General features: G+C 60.3%; 15 protein-coding genes. 10 read left to right on the plus strand and 5 right to left on the minus strand.

What is annotated here, in order from left to right; all coding sequences use genetic code 11:
* The first annotated feature begins 8 nt into the window (after positions 1-8).
* The 3 genes from alaS to GGU46_RS12470 all read left to right on the plus strand — a co-directional run bounded on the left by alaS (position 9) and on the right by GGU46_RS12470 (position 4862).
* Positions 9-2693 carry an alanine--tRNA ligase gene (gene alaS / locus GGU46_RS12460; RefSeq protein ID WP_183404278.1) on the plus strand — a complete coding sequence of 895 codons (2685 nt, stop codon included), beginning with the start codon at positions 9-11 and terminating at the stop codon, positions 2691-2693.
* 104 nt (positions 2694-2797) lie between these two features.
* Entirely contained in the window at positions 2798-3856 is a 1059-nt protein-coding gene (locus GGU46_RS12465) for a PD-(D/E)XK nuclease family protein (RefSeq protein ID WP_183403859.1), read from the plus strand.
* A 37-nt stretch (positions 3857-3893) separates the two neighbouring features.
* The gene (locus tag GGU46_RS12470) at positions 3894-4862 is read left to right on the plus strand and encodes an LIC11966 family surface protein (protein WP_183403860.1); all 969 of its coding nucleotides are present in this window, start codon (positions 3894-3896) and stop codon (positions 4860-4862) included.
* A 160-nt stretch (positions 4863-5022) separates the two neighbouring features.
* Here GGU46_RS12470 and GGU46_RS12475 read toward each other — a convergent pair whose 3' ends face one another.
* Positions 5023-7476: a T9SS type A sorting domain-containing protein gene (locus GGU46_RS12475; protein WP_183403861.1), complete on the minus strand. Its 2454-nt coding sequence runs from the start codon at positions 7474-7476 to the stop codon at positions 5023-5025.
* 198 nt (positions 7477-7674) lie between these two features.
* On the opposite strand from GGU46_RS12475, the gene gatB reads away from it, so the two are divergent.
* From gatB to GGU46_RS12490, 3 genes are all read left to right on the plus strand, one after another.
* Positions 7675-9132 carry an Asp-tRNA(Asn)/Glu-tRNA(Gln) amidotransferase subunit GatB gene (gene gatB / locus GGU46_RS12480; protein WP_183403862.1) on the plus strand — a complete coding sequence of 486 codons (1458 nt, stop codon included), beginning with the start codon at positions 7675-7677 and terminating at the stop codon, positions 9130-9132.
* A gap of 161 nt (positions 9133-9293) precedes the next feature.
* Entirely contained in the window at positions 9294-9815 is a 522-nt protein-coding gene (locus GGU46_RS12485) for a peroxiredoxin family protein (RefSeq protein WP_183403863.1), read from the plus strand.
* 179 nt (positions 9816-9994) lie between these two features.
* Positions 9995-11140 carry a TlpA disulfide reductase family protein gene (locus GGU46_RS12490; protein ID WP_184094008.1) on the plus strand — a complete coding sequence of 382 codons (1146 nt, stop codon included), beginning with the start codon at positions 9995-9997 and terminating at the stop codon, positions 11138-11140.
* A gap of 116 nt (positions 11141-11256) precedes the next feature.
* Here the strand turns inward: GGU46_RS12490 and GGU46_RS12495 are convergent, their stop codons facing one another.
* The 3 genes from GGU46_RS12495 to GGU46_RS12505 all read right to left on the minus strand — a co-directional run bounded on the left by GGU46_RS12495 (position 11257) and on the right by GGU46_RS12505 (position 13486).
* Entirely contained in the window at positions 11257-12090 is an 834-nt protein-coding gene (locus GGU46_RS12495; RefSeq protein WP_183403865.1) for a hypothetical protein, read from the minus strand.
* Positions 12091-12162: 72 nt separating this feature from the next.
* Positions 12163-12684 (minus strand): acyl-CoA thioesterase, encoded by a 522-nt coding sequence (locus GGU46_RS12500; RefSeq protein ID WP_183403866.1) that lies wholly within the window; start codon positions 12682-12684, stop codon positions 12163-12165.
* 148 nt (positions 12685-12832) lie between these two features.
* Positions 12833-13486 (minus strand): protein-L-isoaspartate(D-aspartate) O-methyltransferase, encoded by a 654-nt coding sequence (locus tag GGU46_RS12505; RefSeq protein WP_183403867.1) that lies wholly within the window; start codon positions 13484-13486, stop codon positions 12833-12835.
* 213 nt (positions 13487-13699) lie between these two features.
* Between GGU46_RS12505 and GGU46_RS12510 the strand changes: the two genes are divergently transcribed.
* From GGU46_RS12510 to GGU46_RS12525, 4 genes are all read left to right on the plus strand, one after another.
* Positions 13700-15115, plus strand: a complete 1416-nt coding sequence (locus GGU46_RS12510; protein ID WP_246398990.1) for a sugar transferase — start codon at positions 13700-13702, stop codon at positions 15113-15115.
* A gap of 316 nt (positions 15116-15431) precedes the next feature.
* Entirely contained in the window at positions 15432-16022 is a 591-nt protein-coding gene (locus GGU46_RS12515) for a riboflavin synthase (RefSeq protein WP_183403868.1), read from the plus strand.
* Between the two features lie 128 nt (positions 16023-16150).
* The gene (locus GGU46_RS12520) at positions 16151-16702 is read left to right on the plus strand and encodes a hypothetical protein (RefSeq protein WP_183403869.1); all 552 of its coding nucleotides are present in this window, start codon (positions 16151-16153) and stop codon (positions 16700-16702) included.
* 76 nt (positions 16703-16778) lie between these two features.
* The gene (locus tag GGU46_RS12525) at positions 16779-16988 is read left to right on the plus strand and encodes a hypothetical protein (RefSeq protein WP_139921832.1); all 210 of its coding nucleotides are present in this window, start codon (positions 16779-16781) and stop codon (positions 16986-16988) included.
* Positions 16989-17052: 64 nt separating this feature from the next.
* Here the strand turns inward: GGU46_RS12525 and GGU46_RS12530 are convergent, their stop codons facing one another.
* Positions 17053-17565: a hypothetical protein gene (locus GGU46_RS12530; RefSeq protein ID WP_183403870.1), complete on the minus strand. Its 513-nt coding sequence runs from the start codon at positions 17563-17565 to the stop codon at positions 17053-17055.
* Between the last annotated feature and the right edge of the window lie 185 nt (positions 17566-17750).

Here is a 17750-nt window from a genome sequence, read left to right on the forward strand (position 1 = left end):
CCTCCCTCATGTCACTTCCTACCGCCAGCCACGTCCGCCAGCAGTTCCTGGATTTCTTCGCCTCCAAAGGCCACCACATTGTGCCCTCGGCGCCCATTGTGGTGAAGGACGACCCCACGCTGCTGTTCATCAACTCGGGCATGGCCCCGTTCAAGGATTACTTCCTCGGCAACAAGCCCGCACCCTTCAAGCGCATTGCTGATACTCAGAAGTGCCTGCGCGTATCGGGCAAGCACAACGACCTGGAAGAGGTGGGCTACGACACCTACCACCACACCATGTTCGAGATGCTCGGCAACTGGTCGTTTGGGGATTATTTCAAGAAGGACGCCATTGCCTGGGCCTGGGAGCTGCTCACGGAAGTGTACAAGCTGCCCAAAGACCGCCTCTACGTGACCTACTTCGAGGGCGACCAAGGCGACGGCCTGGGCCCTGACACCGAGACCCAGGAACTGTGGCGCCAGTACACCTCCGACGACCGGATTCTGCCCGGCAACAAGAAGGATAACTTCTGGGAGATGGGTGATACCGGCCCCTGCGGCCCCTGCACCGAAATCCACATCGACCTGCGCGACGAGGCCGAGGTAGCCCAGAAGGGCGGCGCCGAGCTGGTCAACGCCGACCACCCGCAGGTAGTCGAAATCTGGAACAACGTGTTCATGGAGTTCGAGCGCCGCGCCGACAAGTCGCTGCTAAAACTGCCTCAGCAGAACGTAGATACGGGCATGGGCTTCGAGCGTTTGATGATGGCCGTGTCGGGCGTGAAATCGAACTACGACACCGACGTATTCCAGCCCCTCATCCAGTTCATTGCCGCCGAGGCCGGCCTGCAGTACCACGGCACGGCGCCTGCCACCGTGAATGACCAGCCGGCTACCGAGAACGAGAAAACGGACATTGCCATCCGGGTTATTGCCGACCACATCCGGACCATCAGCTTCACCATTGCTGACGGGCAGCTGCCCAGCAACGTGAAGGCCGGCTACGTGATTCGCCGCATCTTGCGCCGCGCCGTGCGCTACGCCTTCTCCTCGCTGAACCAGAAGCAGCCCTTCCTCTACAAGCTGGTCCCCGTACTGGCCGACCAGATGGCGAGCATCTTCCCCGAGCTCAAGCAGCAGCAGCAATTCGTGCAGCGGGTGATTGAGGAAGAGGAAATTGCCTTCCTGAAAACCCTGGAAAACGGTCTGCGCCGCCTCGAAACGCTGGAAGAAGGCTTCCGCCAGAACGGCAACCGCATTGATGGCAAAACCGCATTCGAGCTGTCGGATACCTTCGGTTTCCCCCTGGACCTCACCGCCCTCATTGCCCGCGAAAAAGGCCTGACGGTGGATGAAGAAGGCTTCAAGAAAGAGCTGGACGCCCAGAAAAACCGCTCCCGCAACGCCCAGGAAGCGGAGCAGAGCGACTGGACCATCGTAACCGAATCGGAAGAGCAGCCCGCTTTCGTGGGCTATGACCAGGAGCAGGCCCCGGCGCGCATCCTGCGCTACCGCCGCACCGACCGCAAAGGCAAAACCGAGTACCAGGTGGTGCTCGACCAAACGCCATTCTACGCTGAGTCGGGCGGGCAGATTGGCGACACGGGCTACCTGGTGTCACCCCTGAGCAAGGTGCGCGTGCTCGACACGAAAAAGGAAAACGACCTCATCGTGCACACCGTGCTGGATCTGCCCCAGGACCTGGACGCTGACTTCAGCGCCGAAGTGGACCACGCCCGCCGCGACCAGATCCGTCGTAACCACACCGCCACCCACTTGCTGCAGGCTGCCCTGCGCGAGGTAGTAGGCACCCACGTAGCCCAGAAAGGCTCGCTCGTGAACGAGAAGCTGCTGCGCTTCGACTTCTCGCACTTCACCAAAGTAACCGACGACCAGCTGCGGCAGGTGGAAACCATCGTGAACCGCAAAATCCGAGAGCAGATTCCGCTGGATGAGCGCCGCAACGTGCCCATCGACGAGGCCAAAGCCCTGGGTGCTACCGCCCTGTTCGGCGAGAAATACGGCGAGTTTGTGCGCGTCATCACCTTCGACCGTGAGTTCTCGGTGGAACTCTGCGGCGGCACCCACGTGCGCACCACCGGCGACATTGGCTTCTTCAAGATTACCTCGGAAAGCGCGGTAGGCGCGGGCGTGCGCCGCATAGAGGCCGTAACGGCCGAAGCTGCCGAAGCCTTCGTAAACCAGCAGCTGGATCTGCTGGGCCAAGTGCGCGAGGCGCTGGGTAATCCCCAGCACCTCATCCCCAGCATCGAGAAGCAAACCGAGGAAATTGCCGGCCTGCGTAAGCAGATTGAGCAGTTTGCCCAGCAGAGCATCAACCAGCAGAAAGATCAGCTGGTAGGCCAGGTGAAGCCCCTCAACGGCGTGAGCTTCCTGGCGGCCCAGGTGCAGGCTACCTCCGCCGACGCGCTCAAAACCCTGGCCTTCAACCTGCGCCAGGCGGTGCCCAACCTGGTAGCCGTACTCGGCGCCGAAATCGACGGTAAGCCCCAGCTGGCCGTCATGCTCGACGACGAGCTAGCCAAAGGCGGCAAGCTCAACGCTTCCCAGTTGGTGCGCGAGCTGGCCAAGGAAATCCAGGGCGGGGGCGGCGGGCAGCCGTTCTTCGCCACGGCCGGCGGCAAGAACCTAGGTGGCCTAGGGGCTGCTGTCGGGAAGGCTGAGGCCTTGGTAGTCGAGAAGCTGGCGTAATTACATATTGACACCAAACATTTTGGGCGCTCCTCTTACATTAGAGAAGTGCCCAATGCTTTTTAAGTTTAGCTTTAGCGCTTCAACTATTTTTTGTTACACGAATGAAGCCTAACATTTTTCAGTACGCGACAAAGGAATTAAGTCAGGATGCTTTTATAGCCTGGCTATTGGACTGGGCTAATCCAGGCAATCTAATTCACGATAAAGATCTGCATCACTGTGCTTTGGACTTTGTGCAGATGCTACTAGGCACAGAAGGAAAGCAGCAACAATTGATTATTCAATCGGTGGCAGTAGAGCTACAATGGAAGAAAATTGATGTGACAGCTGAGATAGTAACAACTGAAGGGCGTTATTTATTGGTTATTGAGGATAAAATTCACAGCGCAGAGCATTCGGAACAGCTGACTAATTATCAGAAAATAGCAGCCGACCGGTGTCAAACTACTGGATGTGAGTTGAGGTGTGTATATCTTAAAACGGGTAATGAGTCATCTAATACTCTCAAAAATGTAAGAGCTAAGGGATTTAGAATTGTTTCCCGCAAACAGATTATTGGAATGCTTAGTGAGCACACCAATGTTCAGAATCACATTTTACAAGATTATAAGTCACGGCTGGAGTTAATCGAAAAAACCTTCCGTGAATTTGAGGACAAGCAGATTGGAATACAGCACTGGCATCCCAGTGATTGGGTTGGTTTATTCACGATGCTGGATGAAAATGAGGCAATTATCCGTTGGCATTATGTAGCTAACCCTGCTGGTGGGTTCCAGAATGCTCTACTGAATTGGCACGGCTGGCGGGGTGTATGCGTATACGCTCAACTTGAGGAAGAAAAACTATGCTACAAAATCAGCTTTAATCCAGAAGATGCCGAGGTTGATTTGGAGGCCCTAGACCTAGATAAAATTCAAGATACTTGGCAGAGTGTTCTGTTAAAAAATGCTCAAAAATCAACAGATGCTAGCATCCAAGCTATTAGACGCCCGAACCGATATGTGCATAAAGGAACTTGGCGAACAGTAGCTATAGTAGATCGACAAAATTGGCTCGGTAAAGATGGAGAGCTAGTAGACGTGCAGCAGGTTATTAATAACCTTAATGCGCATAAAAAATTCATTAAGGACTGCCTGAAATCTGAAAGCTTTAATGTTTAGGCAATAGAGTAGACACTATTACCCTTACCCGTATTCTATGCGCTTTTCTACCCTCCTGATTACCGCGGGCCTGCTGACTGGCCTTGCTACCCTCACCCAGGCCCAGACCTTCACCGACCCCGGCGCCTACAACAACTTTATTGTGAGTGAGCAGCGGGCCATGCTCAAGAAAAACCTGCGCTACATCAGCAAATCGGCCCACTCGGATAACGAGAAGAAGATTGACGCCAAGCGTCAGGACCTGATCAAACAGACGGAAGCCTCCCTGAATAAAGTGGCCAAAATGCCCGCGTTCAAGGACGACAAGGGTTTCAAGGAGCAAACCACCGAGGCATTTTACCAGCTCTTGAAAGTGTACTCAGAGGACTACAAGGCCGTGGATATGATGGCGGCTACCCGCACGGCCACCGTCGAAAACATGGAGCAATACTTTAAGCTCCAGGAAATTGCCGAAGCCAAGCTGCAAGTGGTCAACGACTCAGTGGATGCGGCCCAGCGCCGCTTCGCCCGGCGCCATAACATGACCATTTCCGCCGATCCTGAGGGCAAGCGCCTGGCCGAGTATATGCGGCAGGTGTCGGAAGTGAATAGCTACCAGCACAAGGTGTACCTGGCCCAGTTTCGGATTGAAAAAGCCACGGCCAAGCTCACCGACGCCCTCAGCGCCCAGGACCCGGCCGCTTTCGAAGCTGCCCGCGTGCAGCTGGTAGGCGATTCCAAAACTGCTACCACCGAGCTAACGGCCATTCCGGCCTTTCGGGGCAAAGACGCCCGCTACCGCGACGCGGCCCGCAACCTGGTGAAATTCTACGCCGGCTTCGCCGCCACCCAGGCCGCCCAGATGAAAGAGCTGCTGGAGCGCAAAGACGCTCTTACCAAAGCCGACGCTGACAAGTTCAACGGCTTTATCAACCTCTACAACACCCAGAACCAGAAGCTGGCCCAGGCCTACAACCAGGCCGGCAACGCTTTTCAGGCAACCTACATTCCGGTGTTTAACGACTAGTGTGGCTGACTTGTGCGGAGCGAGCGGAATGATGACGCTGAACTGGTGAACGGCCCGGGCAGTTGACGCCGGGGGCTGGTCTGGCCGGACCCGTAAACGCAAGCGCCTGCCCCGAAAGGAGCAGGCGCTTGGTGGTTGAAGGGGAGAGGGTAGGCCAGCGCTAGTTCACCAGCAGGTGCCCGTAGGTTTCCTCGCACCGGACCCCATATTGCCCGGTCGGTAGCCCCTGCAGAGGCAAGGGCAGCTCGGTGGCGCGGGCCGGGAGAGTAAAGCACCGCACCGGGCGACCCAGCGCATCGAGCAGCTGCACGGTGCGGGGGTAGGCGGCCGGGGCCAGGCGCAAGGTGGCCGTGTGCTGGGCCGGGTTGGGGTAGAGGGCCAGGGAAGCCAGGGCCGCCGGGCGCGTGCCGGTCACCACGGGGTCGGTGGCATACACGGCCAGGTAGGAGGCGGGCTTGCTGCCATCGCCCAGCTCGGCGAAGTCGCCGCCTACCATCAGCTCGTTGGTGGGGCGCAGGGCCAGGGCCCGCACAATGCCATTGAGGCCCGAGCCGAGGGCGCTCCAGCCGCTGCCGTTCCAGCGGGCTACCCGGTTGGCGGATGCGCCCCCGGCCTGAGTGAACAGGCCGCCCACGTACAGGTTGGGGCCTTGCACCAGCAGCGTCGAAACTGTGCTACTCACGCCACTGCCCACGCTACTCCAGGCCGTGCCGTTCCACTGGGCCACGTTACTGGCAGCCACCGAGCCGGCCGTGGAGAAGAAGCCCCCCGCGTACAGCGTGGAGCCGCTCACGGCCAAAGCATTCACGTTGCCGTCGAGGCCACTGCCCAGGCCGGCCCAGGCCGTGCCATTCCAGCGGGCTACCCGGTTAGCAGCCACCGAGCCGGCCTGGGTGAAGCTGCCCGCCGCGTACACGTCGGCGCCATTCAGGGCCAGGGCCCGCACCGTATTGTTCAGGCCTCCGCCTACGGCGCTCCAGGCCGTGCCGTTCCAGCGGGCCAGGTTGCTGGCGGCTACCGTGCCGGCCTGGCTGAAGCTACCGCCCACGTAGAGTTCGGGGCCGTTGACCAGCAGGGCATTTACGGGGCCATTAACGCCCCCGCCCACGGCGCTCCAGCTTGTGCCGTCCCACATAGCCAGGCCATTAACAGGCGTGCTGCCCGCCTGGGTGAAGCTGCCGCCCGCGTAGAGCAGAGAGCCGCTCACGGCCAGGGCCTGCACCTCGCCGCCGCTCAGGCCCGCGCCCAGGGGGCTCCAGCTGCTGCCGTTCCAACGGGCCACCCGGTTGGCGGCTACCCCACCCGCGGCCGTAAAGCTGCCGCCTGCGTACACCTCCGTGCCGCTGACAACCACCGCGTTGAGGCTGCCGTTCAGGCCCGCGCCCAGGCGGCTCCAGCGGCCCGCGCTGTAGCGGGCCACACTGCTGGACATGGGAAACTGTCCGGCGGCGTACACCTCACCGCCTGCCACGGCCAGGGCCCGTAGCTCGCCGGCTTCCAGCCCGGTGCCCAGGGGGCTCCAGGCCGCGCCGTTCCAGCGGGCCAGGCCGGGGGCGGCGGAACCGCCCGCCTCGGTGAAGTACCCCGCTGCCAGCACCTCGGTACCCTGGATGCTCAGGGCGTACACGGGCTGGTTAACGCCCGCGCCCAGGGGGCTCCAGCTGCTGCCATCCCAGCGGGCTACGCGGTTGGCGGCCGTGCCCCCGGCCTGGGTAAAGCTCCCGCCCGCATACACCTCATTCCCCACCAGGGCCAGGGCGTACACCGTATTGTTCAGGCCCGCGCCCAGAGCGCTCCAGCTCGTGCCGTTCCAGCGAGCCAGGGCGGCCGCGGGGACACCCCCGGCCTGGGTAAAGCGGCCACCGGCATACACCTCCGCGCCACTTACCGCCAGGGCGTTTACATCGGCGTTGAGGCCGGTGCCCAGGGGGCTCCAGCTCGTGCCGTTCCAGCGGGCCACGTAGGCGGCTGAGTTGCCGCCGGCTTCCGTGAACTGCCCGCCCACGTACACCTCGGAGCCGCTCACGGCCAGGGCACTGACGGGGTTGTTCAGGCCCATGCCCAGGGCTTCCCAGCCCGAGCCGGTCCAGCGGGCCACGCGGTTGGCCGCGGCGCCCCCGGCCTGCGTGAAGCTGCCTCCTACGTAGAGGGTAGTGCCGCTTACGGCCAGAGCATTCACTGCCCCGTTCACGCCCGCACCCACCGGGCGCCAGTGCTGGCCGTCCCAGCGGGCAATGTTGCTGGCGGCTACCCCGCCCACGGAGCTGAAGTTTCCGCCCACGTACACCAAGCCTCCGCTTACGGCCACGGCATGAATCGGGCCGCTGGCGTTGGGCAGCCCAAACCCATCGAGCCACTTCTCGTCGCCGGGGCCGGCTGGGGCCGCGGGCTGAAATACGGGCCGGCCGTGGGCGCCGGGCAGCAGCGTAAATCCGCGGGCGTCAAAGGAGCCAGCGGCGCCGGGGCGCAGGGTACCGCTGGCGGTCAGGGCTTCAGCCAGAGAGGGCAGGGGGCCACCAGCCCGGCCCAGGGCGGGAGCCAGCAGCAGTCCAAGCCCGAAGCAGGTAGCGACAAGCCAGCGGGAATAAGATAAAAACAGGGTAAAATTGCGCATACGGTGCGGGTAATGGTGAGAGAAAGGGAAAAAACGAGGTTAAACATACGCTACGGCGGAGCTTCGTGCAACTCTCGGGACCATTCCCCAGGTAGGGGCCAGGGGTAGGTCTGGGCAGCGCGTGCCGGCTGATAGGCCTTTTTCTCAGCCCGACGTTTTATCTTGCAGCCTCGGCCGTCAATCCGGCCCGTATTCCCTATGGACGAAAGCCTCAAAGCCAAATACCAGCCCGTTATTGGTCTGGAAGTACACGCCCAGCTGCTCACGCGCAGCAAAATGTACTCCTCCGACGAAAACGAGTACGGCGCTCTGCCCAATAACAACCTCAGCGTCATTACCCTGGGCCACCCCGGTACGCTGCCCCGCGTAAACTACACGGCCGTGGAGTACGCCATGAAGATGGGGCTGGCCACCAACTGCCAGATCCGGCGCGACAACCTGTTTGCCCGCAAAAACTACTTCTACCCCGACCTGCCCAAGGGCTACCAGATTACCCAGGACAAAACCCCCATCTGCACCGGCGGCCACGTGGAAATCCGCCTCTCGGACGGCTCGACCAAGAAAATCGGCATCACCCGCATCCACATGGAGGAGGACGCGGGCAAGAGCATGCACCTGGCAGGGGAGGTAGAAACCCTGGTGGACCTGAACCGGGCCGGCGTGCCGCTCATTGAAATTGTGTCGGAGCCGGATATCCGGACTTCGGAGGAAGCCTACGCCTACCTGGCCGAAATCAAGAAGCTGGTGCAGTACCTGGGCATCTGCGACGGCAACATGGAGGAAGGCTCCCTGCGCTGCGACGCCAACATTTCGGTGATGCTGAAAGGCGCCGACCAGTTCGGTACCAAGGTGGAGGTGAAGAACATGAACTCCTTCCGCAACGTGCAGCGCGCCATCGACTACGAGATTGAGCGGCAGATTGCCCTGGTAGAAGCCGGCGAGATAATCGACAGCGAAACCCGCGGCTTCGACGCCCAGAGCGGTACCACCAGCGGCCAGCGTTCCAAGGAAACGATGAACGACTACCGCTACTTCCCGGAGCCCGACCTGCCCCCGGTGATTATTGATGATGAGTGGCTGCACCGCGTGCAGGCCGAGTTGCCGGCCCTGCCCCAGCAGCTCTACGCCCGTTTCACCGGCGAGCTGGGCCTCTCCGACTACGATGCCAACGTACTGACCGCCGACAAGGACGTAGCCCTGTTCTTTGATGAGCTGACGCGCCTGACCCCGAACGCCAAGGCGGCCGCCAACTGGGTTACCGGCCCCGTGAAAGCTTACCTCAACGAGCGCGCCCTAACCCTGGAGCAGTTCCCGCTCACGCCCCGCCACCTGGCCGACATCATCGGGCTTATTGATGAAAACAAGGTAGGGCACTCAGTAGCCAGCAAGCAGCTGTTTCCGTACCTGCTCGAAAACTCCGCCCAAACCGCGGCTGCCGCGGCGGAGGCCCAGGGGCTGTTGCAGCAGTCGGATGCCGGCGCGCTGGAGGCCATGATTCAGCAGGTGCTGGACGCTAACCCGGCCAAAGTAGCCGAGTACCGCGCCGGCAAAAAGTCGCTGACGGGTATGTTTATGGGCGAATTGATGAAGCTGACCGGCGGCAAAGCCGACCCCAAGCTAGCCAACCAGCTGCTGCGCCAAAAGCTGGACGCTTAGCTCGCGCTACTTTCACCACAAAACCACTAGCCTGGCGGCTGGTGGTTTTGTGTTTAGTTGGGGGTAGGATTCTGTAGCCCTGATTTGGGGGTAGAGCTACCAGTTAGCTCCACCCCGCATCCTGAACTCTGTATGGTATTTGCTTGAATTTGCTACCCCCTATGATGCGTCAACCCCTCGTCGGGCTGCTGGTGCTGCTGAGCGCCGGTAGCTGCCAGCGGCCAGCAGCTACTGCTACCCCGGCCGCCGCTGCAAAACCCCGGGCTGCCGCGGAAGCACCGGATATTAACCTGCCGGGGCTCAATGGCAGCAAGTTGGCCCTGAGCAGCCTGCGCGGCAAGTATGTGCTCGTTGATTTCTGGGCCAGCTGGTGCGGGCCCTGCCGGGCCGAAAGCCCCAATCTGCGCAAAATCTACGGGCAGTTCCACAGTAGGGGGCTGGAGATTTACAGCGTGTCGTTGGACGTAAATAAGGCGCGGTGGCACCAGGCCATTGCCGCCGATGAGCTAACCTGGCACCACGTTTCGGACCTGCGCGGCTGGCAGAGCACCGCGGCACAAGCCTACGGGGTTCGTTCCATTCCGTACTCGGTGCTGCTGGACCCGGAGGGCCATGTACTAGCCCACAATCTGCGTGGTCGGGCCCTGGGCCAGAAAATTGCAGAATACCTGCCGCTGGATTAGCCGCCGGCCGGCAAGCTTACGCCAAGGGCCGGAACCAAACCCCGCGCTCCGCGTGTAGGTAGGCCGAAGGAAGCCCGACTACAATTCCAGCCAAAATCGGCAACTTGCGGGCCGTTTCTACGTCCATTGCCTCACGGTGCCGGTGCCACCACCGGTCTGTTTTTCGAATGATGCCCAAGATGAAAAGCTTGCTCTACGTGGGTGCCCTGCTGGGCATGACCAACGCCTGCAATAAAAACACCACCCCCACCAGCAGCGCCACCGGAGCGGCTACCGATGCCAGCAGCTACCAGCTCACGGGCCAGCTGCAGAATGCCCCAGCCGGCACCAAGGTGTATCTGGCCGAGTTGGGCGAAACCCAGTTTGTGTCGCGCGATACGGCCACAGTGGACGACAAAGGCCAGTTTACCTTCAGCGGCAACCTGCCCGAGGCCGGCATTTACCAGGTCAAGCTCGATGAGCAGAACCAAGCGCTGGTGGCCCTCGAAAACGGCCGCCAGGTGCAGCTGACCGGCAATGCCCAGCAGTTTAGCCAAAGCTACACGGTGAAGGGTTCGCCCGACTCCGACCTGCTCCAGCAAATCAGCCGTAGCATGCAGACCTCGCGCCAGCAGATGCAGCGCCTGGAGCAGCGTTTTAACCAGGCGGCCGAGCAAAACCGCCGCGATTCACTGGCCGTGCTGCAACAGAAGGCCCTGACGCTGCAAACCCAGGGCTCGGCCGGCCTGGCCCGCCTGGTGCGCCAGAACCCGAACTCGGTTGTGTCGGCCTTCGTGGTGACCAGCATTATCAACCCCGACGACAACTTCGCCCTGGCCGATTCCGTGGCGAACGTGCTGAAGAAAAACCGTCCGGATTCGCGCTTCACCAAGGCCCTGGTAGCTCGTCTGGAGCCTTTGCGGACCACGGCTGTAGGCGTGCAGGCTCCGGAAATCAGCCTGCCCAGCCCCGAGGGGAAAGCCGTAGCCCTGAGCAGCCTGCGGGGCAAGTACGTGCTCATCGATTTCTGGGCCTCTTGGTGCGGACCCTGCCGCCAGGAAAACCCCAACGTGGTGAAGGCCTACAACAAGTTCAAGGCCAAGGGCTTCGAGATTTATAGCGTGTCTTTTGACCAGGACCGGGGTAAGTGGCTGAAAGCTATCCAGAACGACAAGCTCACCTGGACCCACGTTTCCGACCTGAAGGGCTGGGAAAGCGCCGCCGGCCAGACTTACGGCATCAAGTCCATCCCGCAGTCGTACCTGCTTGATCCGCAAGGCCGCATCATTGCTAAAAACCTGCGCGGCGAGGCTCTGGACGCTACCTTGGCTTCGGTGCTGAAGTAGTAGGGTCTTGGAGTTTTAGGATCCTGGATTTATCAAGCAGTAAAAAGCCTCGCCAAGAAATGGCGAGGCTTTTTTGTAACCCATTTCCCAAAAGAACCTACACGTTAAGACCCCAACTACGCCATAAACATCCGCTGCACGGCTTGCCAAAGCTGCTTTTTGCGGCCGGCATCGTACTCCAGCATACTGATTTCGCTGGCGCTCAGAAAAGCCGTATCGCCGAACAGCAGCACGGGCTCGTAGGGCTGGGTGGTGTACACGGCTACGTCGAGCAGGTTTTTGCCGAAAGCCAGAAACTGCCGGGCCGCCAGGTGCTGGCGCAGGCTGCACAGGGCCACGGGGTAGGTAGGGTGTTCCACGTTCACCAGCACCACGTCCTCCACAATCAGGCGGATAGCCTTCAGCAGGTTGTTGAGGAACACGTTGCGGGGCAGCTTCCGAAACTCCTCGGCGGGCAGGCGCACCAGAATAAGCAAGCCATTGGCGTTGCTACCCAGCGTAGAGAACGGAATGTGCGCCACCGGCGACTGGGTAGGCGTGGGCTGCACGCGCCCGGCTGGGGCGGCCGCGGCGGCCGGTAGTTGGGCCAGGGTGAGGGTAGTGGCCTGGCGCGGAGCTTCGGGCGCCGGCGGTGGGGTAGCAACTGGGGTCGCCAGGGGGGCAGGCGAAACCACGGCTGCTACGGGAACCGGGGGAAGAGTAACCGGCGGAACCAGTGGGGTAGGCTTGGAACCGGCGGCTGCCCCCCCGGGCTGCGGTAGGTTGCCGGACGAAGGCAGTTGGTCCAGAACCCTGGTTGTTGCGGCCGCCGCTGCAGCCACAGCAGCCGGGGCGGCTGTCAGCGCGGGGCTGGTAGCTTCGGTGGGGCTGGCAACCGGCTCCGGCACTACGTACAGCGCGGCATCGGTGTAAAAGTTCTGGAAGAAGGCCAGAGTGGCGGCAGTATCCATACGTGGGGTTGCGACTTGGGCGGCTACCGAAAATACAGGAATCTGGCGGCTTGCTGGGGCCGCAGTAATGCGTTATTCCAACTTGAAGAGCGCCTTCAGCTCGGTGGCTTCGTGCGGGCTCATGCGCCCGCCCAGCACCAGGCGCAGCTGGCGACGACGCAGGGCCCCTTCGTAAAGGCCGATTTCCTCCGGGCTTTCCGCCACGGCCTCCGGCACGTCAATCGGGCGGCCCGACTGGTCCACGGCCACGAAGGTGAGGAAGGCCTCGTTGGACTTGATTTTAGTGCCGCTTGGGATGTCCTCGGCCCACACGTTGATGTGCACTTCCATGGAGGAACTGAAGGAGCGCGTCACCTGGGCTTCCAGCGTTACCACGCTGCCGAGCTTGATACCTTCCCGAAACGAAACGTTATCAACGGAGGCGGTAACCACAATGCGGTTGGAGTGGCGCTGGGCCGAAATGGCCGCGCACACGTCCATCAGGTGCATCATGCGGCCCCCCATCAGGTTGTTGAGCGTGTTGGTGTCGTTGGGCAGCACCAGTTCGGTCATCCGAACGAAGGAGTCTTTAACGGGCTTTTGTTTGCGCAGCATGCAGGAGCAGATAGTCTGAATATTTTGACAAAGGTACGGAGGTGGTGAGATGGTGAAGTAGTGCGGTGGTGAGTTTGTCGTTCTGACGGGCCTGACTGCGCAGATAGAACGTCAAGCTCACTACTTCACCAGTTTCCACTTCACCACCTCACTTATTCCAGCCCGCCTGGCCCAGCAGGGGCACGAAGCGAAACTCCTCCAGCACCTGGCGCGAAAATTCCTCCTCGCTTTCGCGCACCACGCGCACCATGCGCTGGGTTTGTTCGTCGCCGACGGGAATGACCAGGGCACCGCCCACGCGCAGCTGGCGCAGCAGGGGGCGCGGCAGGGCCGGGGAGCCGGCCGTAACCAGAATCTTATCGAAGGGGGCGTGCTGGGGCAGGCCCAGGGAACCGTCGCCGCCGAACAAATGGGCCGGGCGCTGCAGGGCGGCCAGGCGGCGGGCCGTGCGCTCGAACAGCACCGGGTTGTACTCAATGCTGAACACGTGCGGGGTGAGCTCCAGCAGCACGCAGCACTGGTAGCCCGAGCCCGTCCCGATTTCCAGCACCCGCTCGCCGGGCTGTACCTGCAGCAGCTCGGTTTGGTAGGCCACCGTGTAGGGTTGCGAAATCGTTTGGCCCTCGCCAATGGGAAAGGCCTTGTCCTGGTAGGCGTGGGGCTGAAAGGCCGTCTCGAAGAACAAGTGGCGCGGCACCGTGCCAATGGCCGCCAGCACCCGCTCGTCGCGGATGCCTTTGCGGCGCAGCTCCTCCACCAGGGTGCGGCGCAATCCACGATGGCGGTAGGTATCGGCGTGCATGAGACGAGCAGAAGGAATCAACTCCGGGTAGGGGGCAAGGCCCGGCGGAGCGGCCGCAAAGGCCCTCTGCGCAGATTGCGGGTAATTCCTACCTTTGCGCGACTCCGAGAAGCTGGGCCGCCCAGGCCCGGGGTTTTGAATGGAGCGCGAAATTACGGCTTTAGGCCATAAAATTACCCCGATTGCCGGCCCGGCCGGATAGTTTCCTCGCTCTTGATTCGTACTCTCCAAAAACTGAAGCTGATAGGAGCCGACTTCGGGGCGGCGTTGTTGGCGTGGATGTGCTTTTTTCTGCTGCGCAAGTATCTGCTCCAGGAAATCAACGTCCACTACCGTTTCGCGGCCGATGCGGCCTTTCTCTCCGGTTCGGCCCTGCTGATTGCCGGGTTCTGGACGGCGCTCTACGCCCTGATTGGGGAGTACAACGACATCTTTCGCAAGTCGCGCCTCTCGGAGCTGATCCGGCTGGGGCAGGTGTCGGTGCTGGGGGCCATTATCATCTTCTTTGCCCTGCTGCTCGACGACCAGGGCGTGCAGAACTACCGTAGCTACTACAAAACCATTTCGGCCTACTTTCTGCTGCACTTCACCCTCACGGCCGTGCTACGGGTGTGGGCCGTGAGCAGCGTGCAGCGGCTAGTGCGGGGCGGCGTTATCACCTTCAATACCCTGCTGGTCGGCTCCGGCGCCCTGGCCCGCGACACCTACCAGGAACTGCGCCGCACCGGGCGGCACCTGGGCCTGCAGCTGGTGGGGTTTACGCCCCTGGGCGAGGTAGTAAACGAAACGCTGGCGGCCGAGCTGCCCGCCCGCGGCTCCTACCGCCGCCTGCCCGCCCTGATTCGGGTGCTGCAGGTTGAGCAGATCATCATTGCCATTGAGCCCTCGGAGCACCGGGTTATCGAAGAAATCCTGACCCTGCTGGAGGGTACGCCCGCCCGGGTCAGCATCCTGCCCGACCTTTACCAGATGCTGCTGGGCTCGGTGAAGGTGAGCCACGTGTTCGGGACCCCGCTCATTGAAATCAAGCAGGACCTGCTGCCGCCCTGGCAGCGGGTGCTCAAGCGCCTGCTCGATGTGGTGTTATCGGTGCTGTTTCTGCTGCTGGCCTGGCCCGTGTACGCCTTTACGGCCGTGATGGTCAAGCTTTCTTCGCCCGGCCCGGTGTTTTACTCCCAGGAGCGCATTGGGCGGCACGCCCAACCCTTCCGCATCTATAAGTTTCGCTCCATGTACGTGGATGCGGAGCGGCAGGGCCCGGCCCTGAGCTCCGACCACGACCCCCGCATTACGCCCTGGGGCCGGTTCATGCGCAAAGTGCGCCTCGATGAGCTGCCCCAGTTCTGGAACGTGATTAAGGGCGACATGAGCATTGTAGGGCCGCGCCCGGAGCGGCAGTTTTTCATCGACCAGATCATGCAGCTGGCCCCGCACTACCGCCACCTGCACCGGGTGCGGCCCGGCCTCACCTCCCTGGGCCAGGTGAAGTACGGCTACGCCGAAACGGTGCCGCAAATGGTGGAGCGCCTGAAATTCGACATTCTCTACATCGAGAACATGAGCCTGGCCATGGACTTCCGGGTGCTGCTCTACACTCTGAAAATTATTATTGAGGGGCGGGGGAAGTAGCCTTATTGCCTACCGCAATGGGCCAGGCTCATTCCAAAGCCAGGCGTTTTTCAAAAGCACACGTGTAAAAGGATATTGCAATGAAATTTTGGCCCGTTGAATGGCGTAATGGGAATGTTTCAGTTAACTGGGTGCCATTATCCTGCTGGGTAATAGTTATTAACGTGACTATTATGGCGTTGCTTGGCGCCTTCAATCGGTAAGCGTAGCGCCTGCAGTTTTTAGGGTAAGCAGACACTATTCACTTGCTGGCATATTGTTAGGGTCTGGCAACCCCCCCCAAGGATTAACTTAATTACATCAGCACATCAACTCCATGTTCACCGGAATCATTGAAACCCTAGGCACCATCACCGATGTGCGTCGGGATGCCACCAATATTCACTTCACTGTAGCGTCCGGCTTTGCCTCGGAGCTGAAAATCGACCAGAGCGTGGCCCACGACGGCGTATGCCTGACGGTGGTAGCCGTGGATGCGGCGGCCGGCACCCACGTGGTAACGGCCATCGACGAGACCCTGCAGAAAACCAACCTGAGCCAGTGGGCGCCCGGCCGCCGCGTAAACCTGGAGCGCTGCCTGGCGGCGGGTGGCCGCTTCGATGGGCACATCGTGCAGGGCCACGTGGACCTCACGGCCGAGTGCGAAACGGTGGAGGACCAGAACGGCTCCTGGCTGTTTCGTTTCCGCCACGAGCCCGGACCCGGCCGCGTGACGGTGGAGAAAGGCTCTATCTGCATCAATGGCACCAGCCTGACCTGCTTCAACAGCACCGACGACGGCTTTTCGGTGGCTATCATCCCTTACACCTACGAGCACACCACCTTCCAGGACCTGCGCCCCGGCCACCGCGTGAATCTGGAGTTTGATATTGTGGGCAAGTACGTGGCAAAATTGCTGGGGAAATAGGAGCAGAAGCTCATGCGAAATGGGGAGCCAGATAGCTTGTTGGCTAGAAAATTATCGACTAAGTCTAATCTAATATATATTGAACGAGCCCTATGCCTATTTGTCTGTTCAGTTATCAGAGGTGAGTAATGAAGCTTTTAAAAAAAGTGAAACTCGCTCCATTGTTCAAACACCTGACGTATCTGCGCCGTTGGTGGTTGATATTTAGCTTTATTGTGCTGATGGGCGAGGTAATGTCTGTTATAGAATATTATTCGCACTACGATACTTTTGCTCAATTCATGCAAGTACATTTCAAATACTTGCGTAGGACATATTTGCATGTGCTGACGTATGCGTTGCTACTCGCCATCAGTTACACCGGAAAGAGAGCGTTTTGGTGGTTAGCGGTAGGTATTAGTACATATAAACTAATTATGCTTATGCACTTCTATTTTACAGTTGATTGGAGAATACTGTCCACTGATTATAATAGTGAGCTGATGCATGTTTTTTATAAGCTGCGTCTATACCCAATAGCTGGTTTACTTTTCGGTAATAATCCGGTTGCAGTAGCTTTTCTTTCAGGGGTGTATCTGTACTGGATAATTGGCTGCGTCCGTATGATTCAGCAATTAACACGCGGTGCGTTTAATGCAACAAATAGTCAGGAGCATATCCTGTTCCAGGAAGAAGGATAATTGAATTAGATTAGCTCGGCAATAAACTACAGGTAGTCAGATTCGTACGTGCATATATCACCATTCTTGAGCAATCATGTCTAGCAAACGCGAATTGATAGAGCCCACGCCCGGCGACAAGCGCTACGTGCGCCGTAATGAAAAGGGCGAGTTTACCAGCAACGTGGACCTGAACCGTTCCCTGTCCCAGGACGACCGGCACAACTCCCAGGTAACCAGCAAACCCGGCCAGGGTGACCACGGCGACGGCCACACGGGCAACCGCAAGCCCGCTGGTAAGAAGTAATAACAGCCACAAAGCTAAAAGCCCCCGCAGCGCATCCTGCGGGGGCTTCTGGGTTAGCGCGGGCCTACTCCGGGCGTAGCGTCAGCGAAACGTCGAGGTTGTCGGGGCGGCCGGGCTTGTAGCCGGCGCGGGGCAGCCATGCCGAGTGGTGGCAGTGTCTAAAGACGGTAGTAACGGGCGTGAGGGAGGTGGCGAAGACAAAGGCCGGAAACTTGTTGGCTGGTGTACGCCGGTGCGTGGCTGGGTTACGTGGCTCCGTGGCGGTAATAATCTGCCAGGGGGTAGGGTCCTGCTTGGTCATCGGCACGCAGGTTTCAGCCGGATCAGTGGTCAGGCCCTCTAGCAGCACGTAGACTCCCTCAGGCGGGAGCCGCAATTCCTTATCCGCAACGTTCAGCGTAAGCAGAGGGGTAGGAAGTGCAGCCAGATAAGCGGCCGTGTACACGGGGGCATCTGGCAGCAGGTCGTGCGCGCCGGGCCCCGACGAGGCTCCGGGTGCCACGCTGACCAACCGAACCCGGATGCGCCCTTCCGTGGGCTTGTTCGGCCTGAGGCGAATGGTAATGGTTTCTATCATCCCGGCTTCACTACCAGCGTCAGGCCGAAACAGAACCCCGTATTGATAGCCTGGAATAATCAAGTCTCCGTGAAGGTTGGAACGTTTCCGCCCGATGCTAGACAGCACCACGGTGGCCTTGGGGAGCACCTTGACCTCCGCAAGGCGCACGGAGGAACGCAGCGTATCGGGGCCAGATGCCGGCG

The organism is Hymenobacter latericoloratus (assembly GCF_014199535.1).
GTDB classification, from domain to species: Bacteria; Bacteroidota; Bacteroidia; order Cytophagales; family Hymenobacteraceae; genus Hymenobacter; species Hymenobacter latericoloratus.

Excerpts from the sequence above, each read along its gene's own strand:
- gatB (WP_183403862.1), top strand. The coding sequence starts at position 7,675 with ATGGACGAAAGCCTCAAAGCCAAATACCAGCCCGTTATTGGTCTGGAA.
- GGU46_RS12525 (WP_139921832.1), top strand. The coding sequence starts at position 16,779 with ATGTCTAGCAAACGCGAATTGATAGAGCCCACGCCCGGCGACAAGCGC.
- GGU46_RS12470 (WP_183403860.1), top strand. The coding sequence starts at position 3,894 with ATGCGCTTTTCTACCCTCCTGATTACCGCGGGCCTGCTGACTGGCCTT.
- GGU46_RS12505 (WP_183403867.1), bottom strand. The coding sequence starts at position 13,486 with ATGCACGCCGATACCTACCGCCATCGTGGATTGCGCCGCACCCTGGTG.
- GGU46_RS12475 (WP_183403861.1), bottom strand. The coding sequence starts at position 7,476 with ATGCGCAATTTTACCCTGTTTTTATCTTATTCCCGCTGGCTTGTCGCT.
- GGU46_RS12495 (WP_183403865.1), bottom strand. The coding sequence starts at position 12,090 with ATGGATACTGCCGCCACTCTGGCCTTCTTCCAGAACTTTTACACCGAT.
- GGU46_RS12485 (WP_183403863.1), top strand. The coding sequence starts at position 9,294 with ATGATGCGTCAACCCCTCGTCGGGCTGCTGGTGCTGCTGAGCGCCGGT.
- GGU46_RS12515 (WP_183403868.1), top strand. The coding sequence starts at position 15,432 with ATGTTCACCGGAATCATTGAAACCCTAGGCACCATCACCGATGTGCGT.
- GGU46_RS12530 (WP_183403870.1), bottom strand. The coding sequence starts at position 17,565 with ATGATAGAAACCATTACCATTCGCCTCAGGCCGAACAAGCCCACGGAA.
- GGU46_RS12500 (WP_183403866.1), bottom strand. The coding sequence starts at position 12,684 with ATGCTGCGCAAACAAAAGCCCGTTAAAGACTCCTTCGTTCGGATGACC.
- alaS (WP_183404278.1), top strand. The coding sequence starts at position 9 with ATGTCACTTCCTACCGCCAGCCACGTCCGCCAGCAGTTCCTGGATTTC.
- GGU46_RS12490 (WP_184094008.1), top strand. The coding sequence starts at position 9,995 with ATGAAAAGCTTGCTCTACGTGGGTGCCCTGCTGGGCATGACCAACGCC.
- GGU46_RS12520 (WP_183403869.1), top strand. The coding sequence starts at position 16,151 with ATGAAGCTTTTAAAAAAAGTGAAACTCGCTCCATTGTTCAAACACCTG.
- GGU46_RS12465 (WP_183403859.1), top strand. The coding sequence starts at position 2,798 with ATGAAGCCTAACATTTTTCAGTACGCGACAAAGGAATTAAGTCAGGAT.